The organism is Suttonella indologenes (assembly GCF_900460215.1).
Classification (GTDB): Bacteria; Pseudomonadota; Gammaproteobacteria; order Cardiobacteriales; family Cardiobacteriaceae; genus Suttonella; species Suttonella indologenes.
Genome location: NZ_UHIA01000004.1, coordinates 977,767 through 991,001, shown reverse-complemented (window position 1 = coordinate 991,001; position 13,235 = coordinate 977,767). Strand labels below are relative to the sequence as shown.

16 protein-coding genes, 1 tRNA gene and 1 pseudogene are annotated in these 13,235 nt (G+C 47.8%); all 18 read right to left on the bottom strand.

Translation table 11 applies throughout. From position 1 onward, the window contains the following. Positions 1–506: 506 nt before the first annotated feature. On the bottom strand, positions 507–803 hold the full coding sequence (locus DYC63_RS08855; RefSeq protein WP_112861265.1) for a HigA family addiction module antitoxin: 297 nt from the start codon (positions 801–803) through the stop codon (positions 507–509). A gap of 9 nt (positions 804–812) precedes the next feature. Then, a pseudogene (locus DYC63_RS08850) lies at positions 813–1,092 on the bottom strand (type II toxin-antitoxin system RelE/ParE family toxin). A 528-nt stretch (positions 1,093–1,620) separates the two neighbouring features. Further along, complete coding sequence (locus tag DYC63_RS08845) at positions 1,621–2,451, bottom strand: hypothetical protein (RefSeq protein WP_147284954.1); 831 nt, start codon at positions 2,449–2,451, stop codon at positions 1,621–1,623. Positions 2,452–2,913: 462 nt separating this feature from the next. Then, positions 2,914–3,003, bottom strand: coding sequence for a BrnA antitoxin family protein (locus DYC63_RS13205; protein WP_245888103.1), 90 nt, complete (start codon positions 3,001–3,003; stop codon positions 2,914–2,916). Between the two features lie 7 nt (positions 3,004–3,010). After that, positions 3,011–3,208, bottom strand: a complete 198-nt coding sequence (locus tag DYC63_RS08840) for a hypothetical protein (RefSeq protein ID WP_245888101.1) — start codon at positions 3,206–3,208, stop codon at positions 3,011–3,013. 59 nt (positions 3,209–3,267) lie between these two features. Then, a complete protein-coding gene (locus DYC63_RS08835) occupies positions 3,268–3,600 on the bottom strand; it encodes an addiction module antidote protein (RefSeq protein WP_218564596.1) in 333 nt (110 codons plus the stop codon). Next, positions 3,597–3,902 carry a type II toxin-antitoxin system RelE/ParE family toxin gene (locus DYC63_RS08830; RefSeq protein WP_115218883.1) on the bottom strand — a complete coding sequence of 102 codons (306 nt, stop codon included), beginning with the start codon at positions 3,900–3,902 and terminating at the stop codon, positions 3,597–3,599. Before DYC63_RS08830 ends, DYC63_RS08835 begins: the two co-directional genes overlap by 4 nt. Positions 3,903–4,422: 520 nt before the next feature. Then, on the bottom strand, positions 4,423–4,992 hold the full coding sequence (locus tag DYC63_RS13415) for a VapE domain-containing protein (protein WP_281267781.1): 570 nt from the start codon (positions 4,990–4,992) through the stop codon (positions 4,423–4,425). Continuing rightward, positions 4,989–5,747 (bottom strand): VapE domain-containing protein, encoded by a 759-nt coding sequence (locus tag DYC63_RS13410; RefSeq protein ID WP_281267772.1) that lies wholly within the window; start codon positions 5,745–5,747, stop codon positions 4,989–4,991. Before DYC63_RS13410 ends, DYC63_RS13415 begins: the two co-directional genes overlap by 4 nt. Further along, positions 5,744–5,941, bottom strand: a complete 198-nt coding sequence (locus DYC63_RS08820) for a hypothetical protein (protein ID WP_115218882.1) — start codon at positions 5,939–5,941, stop codon at positions 5,744–5,746. The genes DYC63_RS13410 and DYC63_RS08820 overlap by 4 nt, the downstream gene beginning before the upstream one ends. Beyond that, a complete protein-coding gene (locus DYC63_RS12690) occupies positions 5,938–6,111 on the bottom strand; it encodes a hypothetical protein (protein ID WP_172459474.1) in 174 nt (57 codons plus the stop codon). The genes DYC63_RS08820 and DYC63_RS12690 overlap by 4 nt, the downstream gene beginning before the upstream one ends. Before the next feature lie 45 nt (positions 6,112–6,156). Next, positions 6,157–6,741 carry a tyrosine-type recombinase/integrase gene (locus tag DYC63_RS08815; protein ID WP_115218881.1) on the bottom strand — a complete coding sequence of 195 codons (585 nt, stop codon included), beginning with the start codon at positions 6,739–6,741 and terminating at the stop codon, positions 6,157–6,159. A gap of 217 nt (positions 6,742–6,958) precedes the next feature. After that, a tRNA-Ser gene (locus tag DYC63_RS08810) sits at positions 6,959–7,049 on the bottom strand. Positions 7,050–7,058: 9 nt separating this feature from the next. After that, a complete protein-coding gene (gene pnp / locus DYC63_RS08805; RefSeq protein WP_115218880.1) occupies positions 7,059–9,140 on the bottom strand; it encodes a polyribonucleotide nucleotidyltransferase in 2,082 nt (693 codons plus the stop codon). 18 nt (positions 9,141–9,158) lie between these two features. Next, positions 9,159–9,425 (bottom strand): 30S ribosomal protein S15, encoded by a 267-nt coding sequence (gene rpsO, locus DYC63_RS08800; protein WP_115218879.1) that lies wholly within the window; start codon positions 9,423–9,425, stop codon positions 9,159–9,161. Between the two features lie 111 nt (positions 9,426–9,536). Next, positions 9,537–10,001, bottom strand: coding sequence for an S-ribosylhomocysteine lyase (locus tag DYC63_RS08795; RefSeq protein WP_115218878.1), 465 nt, complete (start codon positions 9,999–10,001; stop codon positions 9,537–9,539). Between the two features lie 53 nt (positions 10,002–10,054). After that, on the bottom strand, positions 10,055–12,244 hold the full coding sequence (locus DYC63_RS08790) for a 3'-5' exonuclease (RefSeq protein ID WP_115218877.1): 2,190 nt from the start codon (positions 12,242–12,244) through the stop codon (positions 10,055–10,057). 50 nt (positions 12,245–12,294) lie between these two features. Continuing rightward, positions 12,295–13,224 (bottom strand): L,D-transpeptidase family protein, encoded by a 930-nt coding sequence (locus DYC63_RS08785; protein ID WP_115218876.1) that lies wholly within the window; start codon positions 13,222–13,224, stop codon positions 12,295–12,297. Positions 13,225–13,235: the final 11 nt, after the last annotated feature.

Sequence of the window (13,235 nt, the reverse complement as noted above, 5' to 3'; positions counted from 1 at the left end):
TTGCAAATACCACCAGTCTTGTGCTAGGTTTTCCCTATCTGTGCGCCAACCTTGCTACGTGAGTTGTGGCTTGGGCATTTGAGGGAATAGGTTAAATGCGCTGATTGCCCCTGCTGTAAATACCTGTTTGCTGTTTTGCATACTTGCTTCTCCTTTCTAGGTTTTATGATACTGAATTAAGGTGGGGGGCAATGAATAGCGGCTCTGTACGGTGTGTGGGGGGGGTAGCGATAGCGTTTGATGGCTCTCATGCGCGCGCGCGAGGGTTTGCATTTTCTTCGTACAATTTCCATGATTTTCATACAAAGACGCGCAAATGTTCAGCAAAAAAAATGAAAAAACTCGGTTAGCGTTAACGCGTCTGAATGGGCGGCGGTCTAGGGCTTGGCGCTTCTGAAGTTTTAGCCCGCCCCTCCTATGTGTCGCTGCTGTTGCCGGCTCTATCTGCGCTGTCGCTGCATGCTATTTCCTAATGTCGATGGCATGCTTCCCTTTGTAAGGTTTTCTTAGGCTTTGTGATATTGATAGCTTTGTATTTGCGGGCGCGGTTTTTGCAGCGCCTGCCACAAGTCATAGTTTGCCTGTTGGTGCAGCCAGCTTTCAGGGCTGGGGCTGTCTGTGCCTAGCCATTGATGCAGTCTTATCGCCATGTCGGGTGTGATGCCTGTTTTGCCGTTGAGTAGGCGCGATAGGGTTATGCGGGCAATGCCTAGTTGTCGGGCGGCTTGTGTGATGTTCAGGTTTAATGCGGGCAAGATGTCTTCTTTGATGATTTCGGCAGGGTGCGGGGGATTGTGCTGCATGTTGTTTCCTTAGTGGTAATCTTGATAATCCACAATTTCAGCATTGCCGTTTGTCAGTTTAAACGTGATGCGCCCAGTTGCCATTCACTGATACGCTCCAATGCTGTAATAAATCGCCTTTTAAGGGGTGTAATTGCCAGCCTGCGATATTCATATCGGCGGGCGTTTCTGCGCTGTCTAAACGTGCAAGAATACGGCTTATGCGGGCTGCATGTTTTGCTTGTATGCCTGCTGTGTTGCCTGTGCGGTAAAAGCGCTCAAGCCCTTTATGTTTGAAGCTGATAATCATACATACCCTTTACAGCCTGCCTACACTGTATCGCTATAAGATACAAAAGGCAATAAACCGGCAAGGGATGCCGCTTGTTGTCTTTTGTCATTGCCCGCAATTCCCGCTTATTTCTGCCGTCGTTTTGTTAATGTTTCCGCCTGCCGAAAAAAATGCTGTATAGATGCAAAAAAGTAGTGGGAATGGTGGGAATGGTGGGAATAGTGGGAATAGTGGGAATATTGGCTTAATTGCATGTTTCAGCGTGAAAAAATATTCCCACTTTTGGCTTTCGGCAGTGAGAATATTCCCACTCGGGTGTGGGAATGCAAAAAATATTCCCACTCATTTTTTCGAGTGGGAATGACAGTGGGAATATTTTTCCTAATAGAATGAGATGTGTATATGAATATTCCCACTATTCCCACTATTCCCACTGGTTTTACGCGTGCGTGTAGTGTTTTTTATTTGATGACTTGGTTTTAATCTTTCGGCAATCTTTTCTGTGGTGTGCGGGCAAAGAAAAAGCCGCACTGCGGCGGCTGTTTTTCACTCGTCGGCGGGTGGTGGTTCAGGGCTTGGGGTTTCTGGCGGCTGCATGCCAATCAGTACATAGTAGCGGGTATTATTCCCCCGCTTGCAGGTGTGATGTTTGCCTTGGGTTTTGAGCCATTGTGCGTCTTTCAGCACGGTAATGACTTTCTTTTCTTCATAGCTTTTGCAGATTTCGGCGCGGAATACGGCAGGGATTATCCAAAATTCCTGCGGTTTATCGTCGTCTTCCTTCGGTATTCTGCCTAGGAAGTCGGGCGGGCTTCTATAGCGGCGGTAGCCTGCATGGTCTCTCTCGGTCATGGTATGCCCCCACTCGATAAGGCGCGGGCTGTAGGCATTGGTTTGCAGCCAGTCGATGGCGGTTTCGATGATTTGCCTGTCTTCGTATTTCCCGCCGCCGTTGAGGCTGTGCCATTCGTCAAAGCATTGGCGGATACCTAGGCTGCTTTGGTTGTGGGGAATGATGCCGTATTCTTTGGCAAGGCTGAGGGCGGCGGCAATCAGGGCAAATCGTTTTGCAACGCGCCGCGCCTGCCCGCTTTTCTGCGGCAATGTTGCCATAAAGGCGCTTATTTCGCTGTTTAAGCGTTTAATCGCGTTTTCCCTGTCTGTCTGTATAGCTTGGATAAACGCCCGCCCCGCGCTGCCGTAATAGCGGTTGGCGGCTTGCTCCAAATGTTCGGATAGAAGCGCGCCGTTGTCAAAGCCGTGCAGATGGTCATAGATGCCATAGCCTTTGCCGGCATTGGCGGCGATGGCGATGCCCAGCTTTTGCAGGGGCTGCCATTGGTTGCCGATGATTTCCATCGGGATAACGCCGCGCACGGGCTGGCGGCTGTGCGGGTCTTTCCATTGAATCAGGCGGTAGTAGTCGCCGTTGGCATCTTTGCGTAAAAAATGGGCTGCGGCGTTGGTATTTCGGTATTGTTGGTATTTTTTCTAAGACTCGATACCTACCTAAAGCCTTATCCCACGCGCTTTTTACTGCCCTTGTTGGTATTTTTTTTAGACTATGATAAAAGATACCAACAAAAGATGCTGCTTGCACTTGATGCCCTTTGAGGGTGTATGAGGTAAAAATTCAATGAAATCAGACATTAAATAGGCAATAAAAAAACGCCTTGAGGGCGTTTGAGGTAAGGTATGGCGGAGAGAGGGGATATATTCCTTGCGCAAAAAACCACTTTATAACAACAATATAGAAAAAGGCTCGAAAGAGTTTTTACCCCCTCGTTACCCCCTGTTTTTCTATGCTAAGCATAGCATTTTTTGGTACTAAATTGGTTGTTATTTCATGGTATCAAGCATGGCTTTGCATAGAATGGCATTAATGCGCGTTTGGTAGCCTTTTCCGCTTTGTTTGAGCCATAGCAGCACATCTTTATCAATGTTGACGGATATATTTTTCTTTTTGAGGCTTGAGCTTATATAAACCGCCCTTCAGCGCTTGGGCAAAAAATTTATCGTCCAAAGGGGGAATGTCGCTGTAATCAATAGCTTCATCAGAAATAGCGGCAATGCGTTTGATGCTTTCTTCCGTCAATTCAGGCAGGTTATTTAAATCATATTTGATAGTTGTCATTAGGATTAAAGGGCTGTCAGGGTCTGCCTGTAGCGTGTCACCGCTTCGGCAAGCAGCTGTTATTTATGCGTTAGGGTAATTTGATAACCTAGGGCGTCTATGATTTTTCGAATAGTGCTAAAGCGTGGATGTGCATTTTCTGATAGTGCTTTGTAAAGGCTAGTGCGGCTCATGCCTGTTATTTCGGCTATATCTGTCATGCCGCGGGCTTTGGCAATATCCCCTAAGGCAGTTTGTAAAAAGGCATTATCGTCTTCTTCTAGGGCGGCTTGCAGATAGCAAAGCTGGTCTTCTTCCGTTTGTAGGTAGTCTTGTATGTTGAATGGTGTAATTTCTGCATCCTCTGCTGTCAAGCCTACAGCAGCAAGGCGTTCCATTTGTTCTTCTGTCATGCTTTCCCCTCTATGGTCATTAGTACGCGAGCTTTCTCTATGTCTTGTTGTTGGCTGCTTTTATCGCCGCCAATAAGCAAGATGATAACGGTTTGTCCTTTGTGGCAATAATAGATGCGATAACCTGCGCCGTGATGTTCTCTTATTTCGTAAAGCCCACCGCCTAGGGCTTTACTATCGCCAAAATGTCCGCTTTCCTCAATGCGTCGCAAGCGAGCTGTAATGCGTTTTCTTGTAATCATGTCAGGCAGCTTATTTAGCCATTTTTTGAATATGCCGGTATGGGTAACAACGTATTTCATAACTTAATTGTATCCACTCAAAGACAGTAAGACAAGTTAATTGAAATGAATTTGTATAAGTCATGATTGATTGGCTTTCGCCATGGTGTTTGCTTACCTGTTTGGGCTTCGTCAGGGGGTAAAAAGCGGGGGTAAAATTTGCCTAATTTTCTGCTTGTGTCGCAACACTTGACCTTTTTTGAAAAAATAATAAAAGCTAATAAAATCAGTAATTCCCTATTTTACCCCCCCTCTAAAGAAAAGAAAAAAGTGTTGCACCGTTTCAACAGGGGTAACTAGTTGATTAAAATATAGAAAAAGTGCTACATGATAGTGTAGCACTTCCGTTGCAAGTGTAGCGTTTTTAGTCTAAAGTTTGGCGGAAGATTTTCTAGTGTTGCAAGCGTTGCACTTTTGACTTTTTTTCTTCTTTAATTTCAATACCTGCAACATATGCAACACTAGAAATGAAAGACTTTGCCAGAAAATAGGACTTGGCTATCCTTATGACTTTTTTTAGGGGCTGTCAATTTCAAGCGCATCAATTCTCCGCCGAACTTTGCCGCTTGTAGCCTCTTGCTGCGCCATAGCGTTTGCCGTAGCGATAATTGCCTTGCTCCCATCCTGCTTTACGCATGATGTTGGCGATGCGTTTGCTGTTATTGCAGTTCATCTTGTCAATGGGCAGTTGAAGGCATTCTGCCCAAATTTCTAAACTTGCCACGCGGTCGCGTTCTAGCCATTGGCAATATTGAGGGTCTCTTATGGGGGTGCTGCCTGCTTCGCATTCCCAATGGTCATCGCGGATTTTCTCGTCTAGCCAAGGCAAAATGACGGCTTCCCAAGGGTCGCTGTAACTGGCTTTGCTTTGGGCGATTTCCGCCTGTGCTAGGGCTTCTTTGCCTTGCAGGATTAAAGGGCTGTCAGGGTCTGCCTGATAGCGTGCTACCGCTTCGGCAAGCAATTGCCCGCGCATTGCCGACAGGGCTGCAAAATCTAGCTTTTTATTGCAGATAATCGGAAAGAAGCGCCTATTGCCGGTGGCATCGCGCAAATAGTCATCGGCATTGGTGGTGCCGACAAAGACGGTGCGTCTTGGAAAGCTCTCTATTCGCCGTCCATATATGCCATTCTCGCGCGGTCTTCCGTGCGCGTGATGAAAGCCTTGATTTCCTCTACTTCGGTCTTGCTGAAGCCCTGTAATTCGGGGATTTCCCCGATGAGTACGCCTTGCAAAGCCTCAATCGCTTCTTTGCCCTCAAATTTACGGATAGCGTCCGAATACCATTCGCCGCCAAGAATACGCAGAAAACTGCTTTTGCCGATGCCTTGCCCGCCCTGCAAGACAATCACATAGTCAAACTTCACGCCGGCTTGATAAATGCGCGCGGCAATCGCTCTGAAAAACAGCGCAGATACGCCCATGGTATAGGCATTAAGCTCTGCCCCCAGATGGTCATGAAAAGCGGTGGCTATGCGCGGTATGCCGTCCCATCGTAGGCGGTTGACATATTGCTGTATCGGGCAAAACAGGCGCTCCCTCGACAGCATCATAATCGCTTGGTCGATAGTCTCAGTGGCAAAGATAACGCCGTATTGGTCGCCGATATAGCGCAGGCATTCCAAGGTATCGCTATCTTTCCATTCCGTGCCGTCTTGAGGATTTTGGCAGGCTCGCCAAGGCATATCGCGCAGGAAAACCACATAATTTTTTAACGTGTTGAAGGCAATGCTGCCGATTAAGCGCTCGTCTTGTTCAAAGAAGGCAATCACATTGCGGTAATCTCTGGCGATGCGATTATTCTCAAGCACAAAGTCAATGGCAGGAAATGCCGCATTTTGCGGTGCTATGGTCTCGGTTTTCATAGATACACCTTATCCCTTTGCTGATTGATGAGCTTATCTAGCAAGGCACGTGCATCAGGGCTTATATGAGCAATGCCATAATCGTATGCCTGCAAAATCGCTGCACATTCGCTTTGGCTAAGTTCTAGGCTTACATGGCAATCACGGACAAGAGGAAGATAATCTGCAAGCGCTGTGGGGGCAAATGAATTCATGATTGAGCCTCCAATGCTTGAATAGCGCTTTGGGTAAGACTCTGCGCTAGACTTAGCATATGTGTATCAACCGAAGAATTTAATTCGATATGGTCTAAAACCGAAATTAAATGAGATAAGGCTTCTAAAGCATTCTCTTTAGCATCCTTATAGGGGAATTGAATCAGCATTTCTATAAATATTCCTTATTTGAATTTGTCAAATATCGCCAACTGTCAATTTGGCGATGCGTAAACGGCGGGTTGACAGACTGGCAAATAAGGAACCAGCAAGCCTTTCGGCTTCCCACCGCTACGCACCATTGCTGGAACATTTATGCGGAATATAGGGTCAATGATGCGCATGATGTCGGCGACGCTAATCGTATTAATGGGCTGTTTGCCAATCACAGGAAAGACGTATTGCTTCAAAGTGTTTATGACTTGTTGGGCTGCTTTGGCATTGCTATAGCTTGGCTTTCTGCGCTCATACCATTGGCATGCGATATGCTCGAAGCTCTGCGCTTGGCGTATGCTGTCTTGCTGTTGCCGCTTTTGCTGCATTTTTTGTTGATGCGGGTCTATGCCCTGATGCAGCAGGGTTTGCACATCACGGTGCAGCTGTCTCGCCTGTTTTAAGCTGATATGCGGATAACAGCCTAATGACAGGGTGCAATCTTTGCCTTGATAACGGTAGCGAAAGCGCCAGTATTTGCCGCCTGTTTCCGTAATCATCAGATGCAGACCGCCGCCGTCAAAGAGTTTCAAACGCTTTTTGCCTGCGGTGTCGGCATGTTTAATGGCTTTATCGGTTAATCTCATCGTTCATTCCTGCATTTTCTGCGGAATTTACGCTAGAAATTTTACCCCCTCAATTACCCCCACAATACCTTTGCTTGCTTTGTTTTTCTTAAGATTGCTTAAGATAACTTAAGACAATTAAATTTTAGCAAGAATTTGATTTTGTATTCTTTTATTCTAAACTTTAGACTTGTTCAGACGTAAAAAAACCGCTTAAAACTAAGCGGTTTCAATAGGTTGGCGGAGAGAGGGGGATTCGAACCCCCGATACGCTATTAACGTATACACACTTTCCAGGCGTGCGCATTCGACCACTCTGCCATCTCTCCGTTTTTAGTTTAACTGTTTAATGCTTCTTTAATAGATAATCTTACTCTACCTTGTCTGTCGATTTCCAGTAATTTTACTTTCACTTCATCGCCAACAGCCAATTCATCTGCAACATTTTCAACACGATGTGCAGCGATTTGAGAAACATGCACCAAACCTTCTTTGCCGGGCAGATAACTTACAAAAGCGCCGAAATCGGTTAATTTAACGACTTTAGCTTCATAAATTCTGCCTACTTCCGGCTCGGCAGTAATTTCTTCAATCATGCGGCGTGCTTCATCCGCTGCCGTTTTATCCGTTGCGGCGATTTTGATGCTACCGTCATCTTCAATTTCAATGGTAGTACCTGTTTGTTCGGTAATAGAACGAATAGTCGCTCCACCTTTACCAATCACGTCTTTAATCTTATCAACATCGACGCGCATAGTTGAGAAACGAGGCGCATAATCAGATAATTGCTGACGCGGCTGACTAATCGCTTCATTCATGATATTTAAAATATGCAAACGCCCTTCATGTGCCTGTTTAAGCGCTTGCTCCATAATTTCTTTGGTAATGCCGTCAATCTTAATATCCATCTGCAATGCAGTAACACCTTTTGCAGAACCGGCTACTTTGAAATCCATATCGCCTAGATGGTCTTCATCGCCTAAAATGTCGGTTAAAACGGTAAAATGTTCGCCTTCTTTGATTAAGCCCATAGCAATACCTGCTACCGGTGCTTTTGTCGGCACGCCGGCATCCATTAAGGCAAGACTTGTGCCGCAGACTGATGCCATTGAGCTAGAACCGTTGGATTCTGTAATTTCGGAAACTACGCGCAGTACATAAGGAAATTCTTGTTCATTCGGTATGACTGCTGCAACACCGCGGCGAGCTAAACGTCCATGACCGATTTCACGGCGTTTCGGCGAACCTACACGTCCGACTTCTCCTACAGAGAAAGGTGGGAAGTTGTAATGCAGCATGAAATTATCTTTGATTTCGCCAGCCAAGGTATCAAGCAATTGCGCATCGCGTCCTGTACCAAGCGTTGCCACGACTAAGGCTTGTGTTTCGCCCCGCGTAAATAAGGCAGAACCATGCGTGCGCGGTAAAACACCTGTGCGGACAGTAATCGGACGTACGGTTTTCGTATCACGTCCGTCAATACGCGGTTCATTAGCAAGAATACGATCGCGCACGGTGCGATATTCCAATTCATGTACATAATTGCTAACGGTTTTTTCATCCCATTTGCCGTCTTCAGTAACTAAGGCGGCTTGCGCGGCAGCATGCACTTCTGCTACAGCTGCTTGACGGGCTTGTTTGTCCGCTACTTGATAGGCGGCAGTCAATTGTGCCGCAAATTGTGTTTTGATAGTGCTATCTAATACTTCATCACGCGGTGGCGTCTGCCAATTCCAAGCCGGTTTTCCTACTTTCTCAGCCAAGGCATTAATTTCGTCAATGACAATCTGCTGTTGTTCATGACCGTACATGACCGCACCTAGCATAATTTCTTCAGATAATTGATCAGCTTCGGATTCCACCATCAATACCGCGCTGGATGTACCTGCCACCACCAAATCCAATTGCGATTGTTTGAGTTGTTTACGCGAGGGATTAAGCACATATTGTCCGTTAATATAACCTACACGCGCTGCGCCAATCGGTCCTTGGAAAGGAACACCGGAAAGTTTTAATGCTGCTGAAGCACCAATCATTGCCGCAATATCCGGATTGATTTCCGGATTAAAAGAAATAACGGTCGCAATAACTTGAATTTCGTTGAAAAATCCTTCAGGGAATAAAGGACGAATCGGACGGTCAATCAAGCGGGAAATCAGAGTTTCTTCATCGCTTGGACGACCTTCGCGTTTCAAAAAGCCGCCCGGGATTTTTCCTGCGGCATAGGCTTTTTCCTGATAGTCAACGGTCAGCGGAAAAAAATCCTGCCCATCGGCTACGCTTTGTTTCGCCACAACGGTAACCAAAACCGTTGTGCCTTCCATATTTACCAGCACGGCACTGTCGGCTTGACGGGCGATTTCGCCTGTTTCCAGAACAACTTGGTGCTGTCCGTATGTGAATGTGGCAGTAGTTTTCACGCTTGACCTTTTTCTTAATTAACGACGCAAACCTAAATCGGCAATCAGGCTGCGGTAGCCTTCAAAATCTGTGCGCTTGAGGTATTCCAACAAACGACGGCGAGAGCTGACCATACGCAATAAACCGCGGCGCGAATGGTGATCTTTTTTATTGTGTGCGAAGTGTTTTTGCAAATCTTCGATACGTGCGGTCAAGAGCGCGACTTGCACGGCAGTCGAACCGGTGTCGCCTTCTGCCTTTTGGTATTTTTTAATAATTTCAGCTTTGTTTTCAATAGTTAGCATTTTAAACTCCAATTAATTAACGCTTTGCCGATGGCGTTGGCATGGCGAAAGCGCGGCAGTGTAGTGTAAAGCGGGAATAAAGGCAAGTTTTTCCCTGCGTTTTTGTTTCGATTAGGCGAAAACCATTTCCCATTCGTCGCGTTTGGCGAGCAGGTCTTTTGCCAAGGCTTGCGCGCCGGCGAGCGAGTGGCTTGCCGCCCAACCGCATTGGATTTCATTGCAGGCGGGCACTTCCGTTGCCGCCAAAACATCATGCAGGGTTTTTTCTACCAAATCCAAGGCGCTTTGATAATCGGGTTCGTTGATTAAGGAAATATAAAAACCGGTTTGACAGCCCATCGGCGAGATGTCCAAGACTTGCGTGCTGTGGTTGCGGGATAATTCCGCCATCAAATGCTCCAACGAATGCAGGGCGGGCATTTCCATATGGGCTTTATTGGGCTGGCAGATGCGCAAATCGTATTTAAAAATCGTATCGCCGTGCGCGCCTGTTTTTTTATCGGCTAAACGCAGATAAGGGGCTTTGACTTTGGTGTGGTCGAGATTAAAACTTTCCACATTCATTTTTTGACTCATGTTATTTCCTTAATTATCCTAAAATTTAGATTATTACAGTATCAAATCGGAGGCTAGATTTTACTTAATTTCGCATAAGCAAGCACCAGCCATTTTTCCTGTTTGTCGGTAAATCGCACTAAGGCGCGCGAATGTTCGCCCTGTCCTTCCAAATGCGTGATTGTGCCTTGTCCGAAACTGGGGTGCAAGACATCTTCGCCGATTTGAAATGTTTGCCCTTCGCTGCTGCTTTGTGTTTTATGTTGAATCTCCGTCTCATGACGCCACGGCATTGCTTTATGGAAAACCAAGGGACGCACGGCATGCAGTAAATGCTCGGGAATTTCCCCCAAATAGCGCGAAGGTTCCGGATATTTTTCATTCCCTTGAAAGCGACGGCGCTGGGCAAAAGAAATGGTGAGTTTCTGCATGGCTCTGGTAATCGCCACATAAGCCAAACGCCGTTCTTCTTCCAGAGATTTTTTATCATTCAGAGAATGATAATGCGGGAAGATGTCTTCTTCGCAGGCAACCACGAACACTTGTGGAAATTCCAAACCTTTGGCGCTGTGCATGGTCATTAATTGCACCGCATTACCGTCTTCTTCCGCCTCATTATCGCCGGCATCCAAGGCGGCATCGGCAAGGAATTGCTCGATACGCTCGCCAATCGGCACCGATGCACCCTGATAACGCGCATCGGCATAAGCCGCGGCGCTGACTAATTCTTGCAGGTTTTCCAAGCGCGATAAGGCATCTTCTTTTTTGCTTTGCTCGTACATGGCATTCAGACCGCTGTCTTTCAGCAAGATTTCCATGGCTTCTTTCAGCGTGTTTTGCGCCGCCAGCGCATCGCGCAAATGCAGAATCAGACTGCGGAATTGCAATAAGGCATTAACGGCCCTTGTAGCGATATGGCGACGCAGCAAGGCTTCGTCTTCCAACAATTGCCAAAATGACAGATTGCCTTGTTGGGTCAGACTGCGCAAATCTTCCACCGTCTTATTGCCAATCGCGCGCGCCGGTACATTTACAATCCGCTCGAAGGCATTGTCATCATGCGGCTGCAGCGCCATACGCAAATACGCCAAAGCATCTTTAATTTCCGCCCGCTCAAAAAAGCGCAGACCGCCGTAAACGCGGTAGGGAATCTGATGACCGGTAAAGACTTTTTCAAATACGCGCGAAATCGCATTGGAACGGTACAAGACCGCACAATCGCGGTAATTTCCGCCCTGCTCCAATATGAGCAGCACTTGCGCCGCCACGTATTCCGCCTCGTCATATTCGTTATAAGCGGGATAGACGACAATTTTTTCGCCGGCATTGCCCTCGCTCCACAGCCGTTTGCCCAAACGCTGTGTATTTTCCGCAATCAGGGCATTTGCCGCTTCCAAAATGGTTTGGGTAGAACGGTAATTCTGTTCCAGACGCACCGTTGCCACTTCCTGCGGAAAACGCTGTTCCAATTCCAACATGTTTTCCACGCGCGCGCCGCGCCATGAATAAATCGACTGATCGTCGTCGCCGACGACAAACAGGCGGCCGCTCGGCGATAACAGCAATTCGATTAATTGCATTTGCAGACCGTTGGTATCTTGAAACTCATCGACCAAAATCGCTTCAAAACGGCGGCGGAAACTCTCGCGCACATTATCGTGGCTTTGCAATAATTCCACCGTTAGCAATTGCAATTCCGCGAAATCCATCCGCCCCTGCTCTTTACTGCGATATTCATACTGCTGGTAAAAATCGCGCATCACGACTGCTTGCGCGGATTTGACGACCACCGCATTCGCCCGCAAGCCCTGCTCTTTCTGCTTATTGATATAATTGCGCAAATCCTGCGCACTGATGGTATCATCCGACCATAAATTATCCCGCATCAGGCGGCGGATAAAGCTCAACTGGTCTTCGCTGTCCATGACAACAAAGTCCTTAATCCAGCCCATTTTCTCCGCATGACGGCGCAGAATGCGATAGCAAATGCCGTGAAAAGTCCCCATCCACAAATCCGGCAAACGGCTTTGCACACCGACTTCCAAACGCTGCTGCATTTCGCGCGCTGCCTTATTGGTAAAAGTCAGGGCAAGCAAAGCCTGCGCCGGCAATCCCTCCACCTTCATCAGCCACAGCATTCTCTGCACCAAGACCCGCGTTTTGCCGCTGCCGGCGCCGGCAATCACGCGCACAATCCGCTCATGATGGCTGACCGCCTCGCGCTGCTCGGCATTCAAGCCTTCTAAAATCTCGCTAACATCCATAAATCATCCTTTGCAAGAAGAACGGCGGATAAATCCGCCGCTTGCTTTCTTTACATACCGTGGCGCTGATAAGCCACCGAGACCGGCATACCGGTAGCTTCATTGACCACCGCGCGAATCACGTTTTCTTCCACCGTCAAACCGTATTGCGCCGCTTTGCGGTTGACCAAATCAATCGCCTCATACATCGCCTGTTCGGAGGAAATATTATCCTCTTCCAAAGGCGGGTGATATTCCAAATATAGCTCATCACCAAACCAACCGACCTTCATTTCCTCTTTTAGGATATTGACCTTAGTGCCCACGCCAACCAGCTCGAACAATTCCTCCACCCCCTCAGGATACATACGAATACAGCCCGAAGAAACGCGCATCCCCACGCCCCAAGGCTTGGCGGTGCCGTGAATCAAATAACTGGGATTGGTCAGGCGCATCGCGCGCGTACCCAAAGGATTATCAGGCCCTGCCGGCACCACCGCCGGCAGAATATGCCCTTGCGCCGCATGTTCGGCGCGAATCGAAGCCGGCGGCGTCCACGTCGGATTGCGGCGCATTTCGGTAATCGCCTGCACGCCCAGCGGCGTATCGCGTCCTTCGCGTCCGATACCGATAGCATAGACACGCACCGTCTGTGCCTGTTTATCGAAATAATACAGACGCATTTCCGGCAAATTCACCACAATGCCCTCACGCGGCACATCGGGCAGAATATAGCGCGTCGGTACCAAGACATTGCTGCCGGCGCCGGGATACCAGAAATCCACGCCGGGATTGGCGTTTCTCATCGCATCGCCACCCACATTAAAGTGGCGTCCGATATCGAGCAAGGTATCTTGATCGCCCGCCTGCACTTGGCGCACCATGCCGATAACATCAACGCCCTGCGGCGGCAGGCGCACCACTTCGGTTACCTGCGCCATACTCACTGCCGAGAAGCAGAGCATCGCAGCGGCGGTCAATAAACTGTTTAGTTTTTTCATATTCACTCTTT

What these genes read in the sequence shown, in the direction of transcription:
- DYC63_RS08855 (WP_112861265.1), bottom strand. Translation starts at nt 803, where the DNA reads ATGCAGCACAATCCCCCGCACCCTGCCGAAATCATCAAAGAAGACATC.
- DYC63_RS08840 (WP_245888101.1), bottom strand. Translation starts at nt 3,208, where the DNA reads ATGACAACTATCAAATATGATTTAAATAACCTGCCTGAATTGACGGAA.
- DYC63_RS08835 (WP_218564596.1), bottom strand. Translation starts at nt 3,600, where the DNA reads ATGACAGAAGAACAAATGGAACGCCTTGCTGCTGTAGGCTTGACAGCA.
- DYC63_RS08830 (WP_115218883.1), bottom strand. Translation starts at nt 3,902, where the DNA reads ATGAAATACGTTGTTACCCATACCGGCATATTCAAAAAATGGCTAAAT.
- DYC63_RS13410 (WP_281267772.1), bottom strand. Translation starts at nt 5,747, where the DNA reads ATGAAAACCGAGACCATAGCACCGCAAAATGCGGCATTTCCTGCCATT.
- DYC63_RS08820 (WP_115218882.1), bottom strand. Translation starts at nt 5,941, where the DNA reads ATGAATTCATTTGCCCCCACAGCGCTTGCAGATTATCTTCCTCTTGTC.
- DYC63_RS12690 (WP_172459474.1), bottom strand. Translation starts at nt 6,111, where the DNA reads ATGCTGATTCAATTCCCCTATAAGGATGCTAAAGAGAATGCTTTAGAA.
- DYC63_RS08815 (WP_115218881.1), bottom strand. Translation starts at nt 6,741, where the DNA reads ATGAGATTAACCGATAAAGCCATTAAACATGCCGACACCGCAGGCAAA.
- rpsO (WP_115218879.1), bottom strand. Translation starts at nt 9,425, where the DNA reads ATGCTAACTATTGAAAACAAAGCTGAAATTATTAAAAAATACCAAAAG.
- DYC63_RS08795 (WP_115218878.1), bottom strand. Translation starts at nt 10,001, where the DNA reads ATGAGTCAAAAAATGAATGTGGAAAGTTTTAATCTCGACCACACCAAA.
- DYC63_RS08790 (WP_115218877.1), bottom strand. Translation starts at nt 12,244, where the DNA reads ATGGATGTTAGCGAGATTTTAGAAGGCTTGAATGCCGAGCAGCGCGAG.
- DYC63_RS08785 (WP_115218876.1), bottom strand. Translation starts at nt 13,224, where the DNA reads ATGAAAAAACTAAACAGTTTATTGACCGCCGCTGCGATGCTCTGCTTC.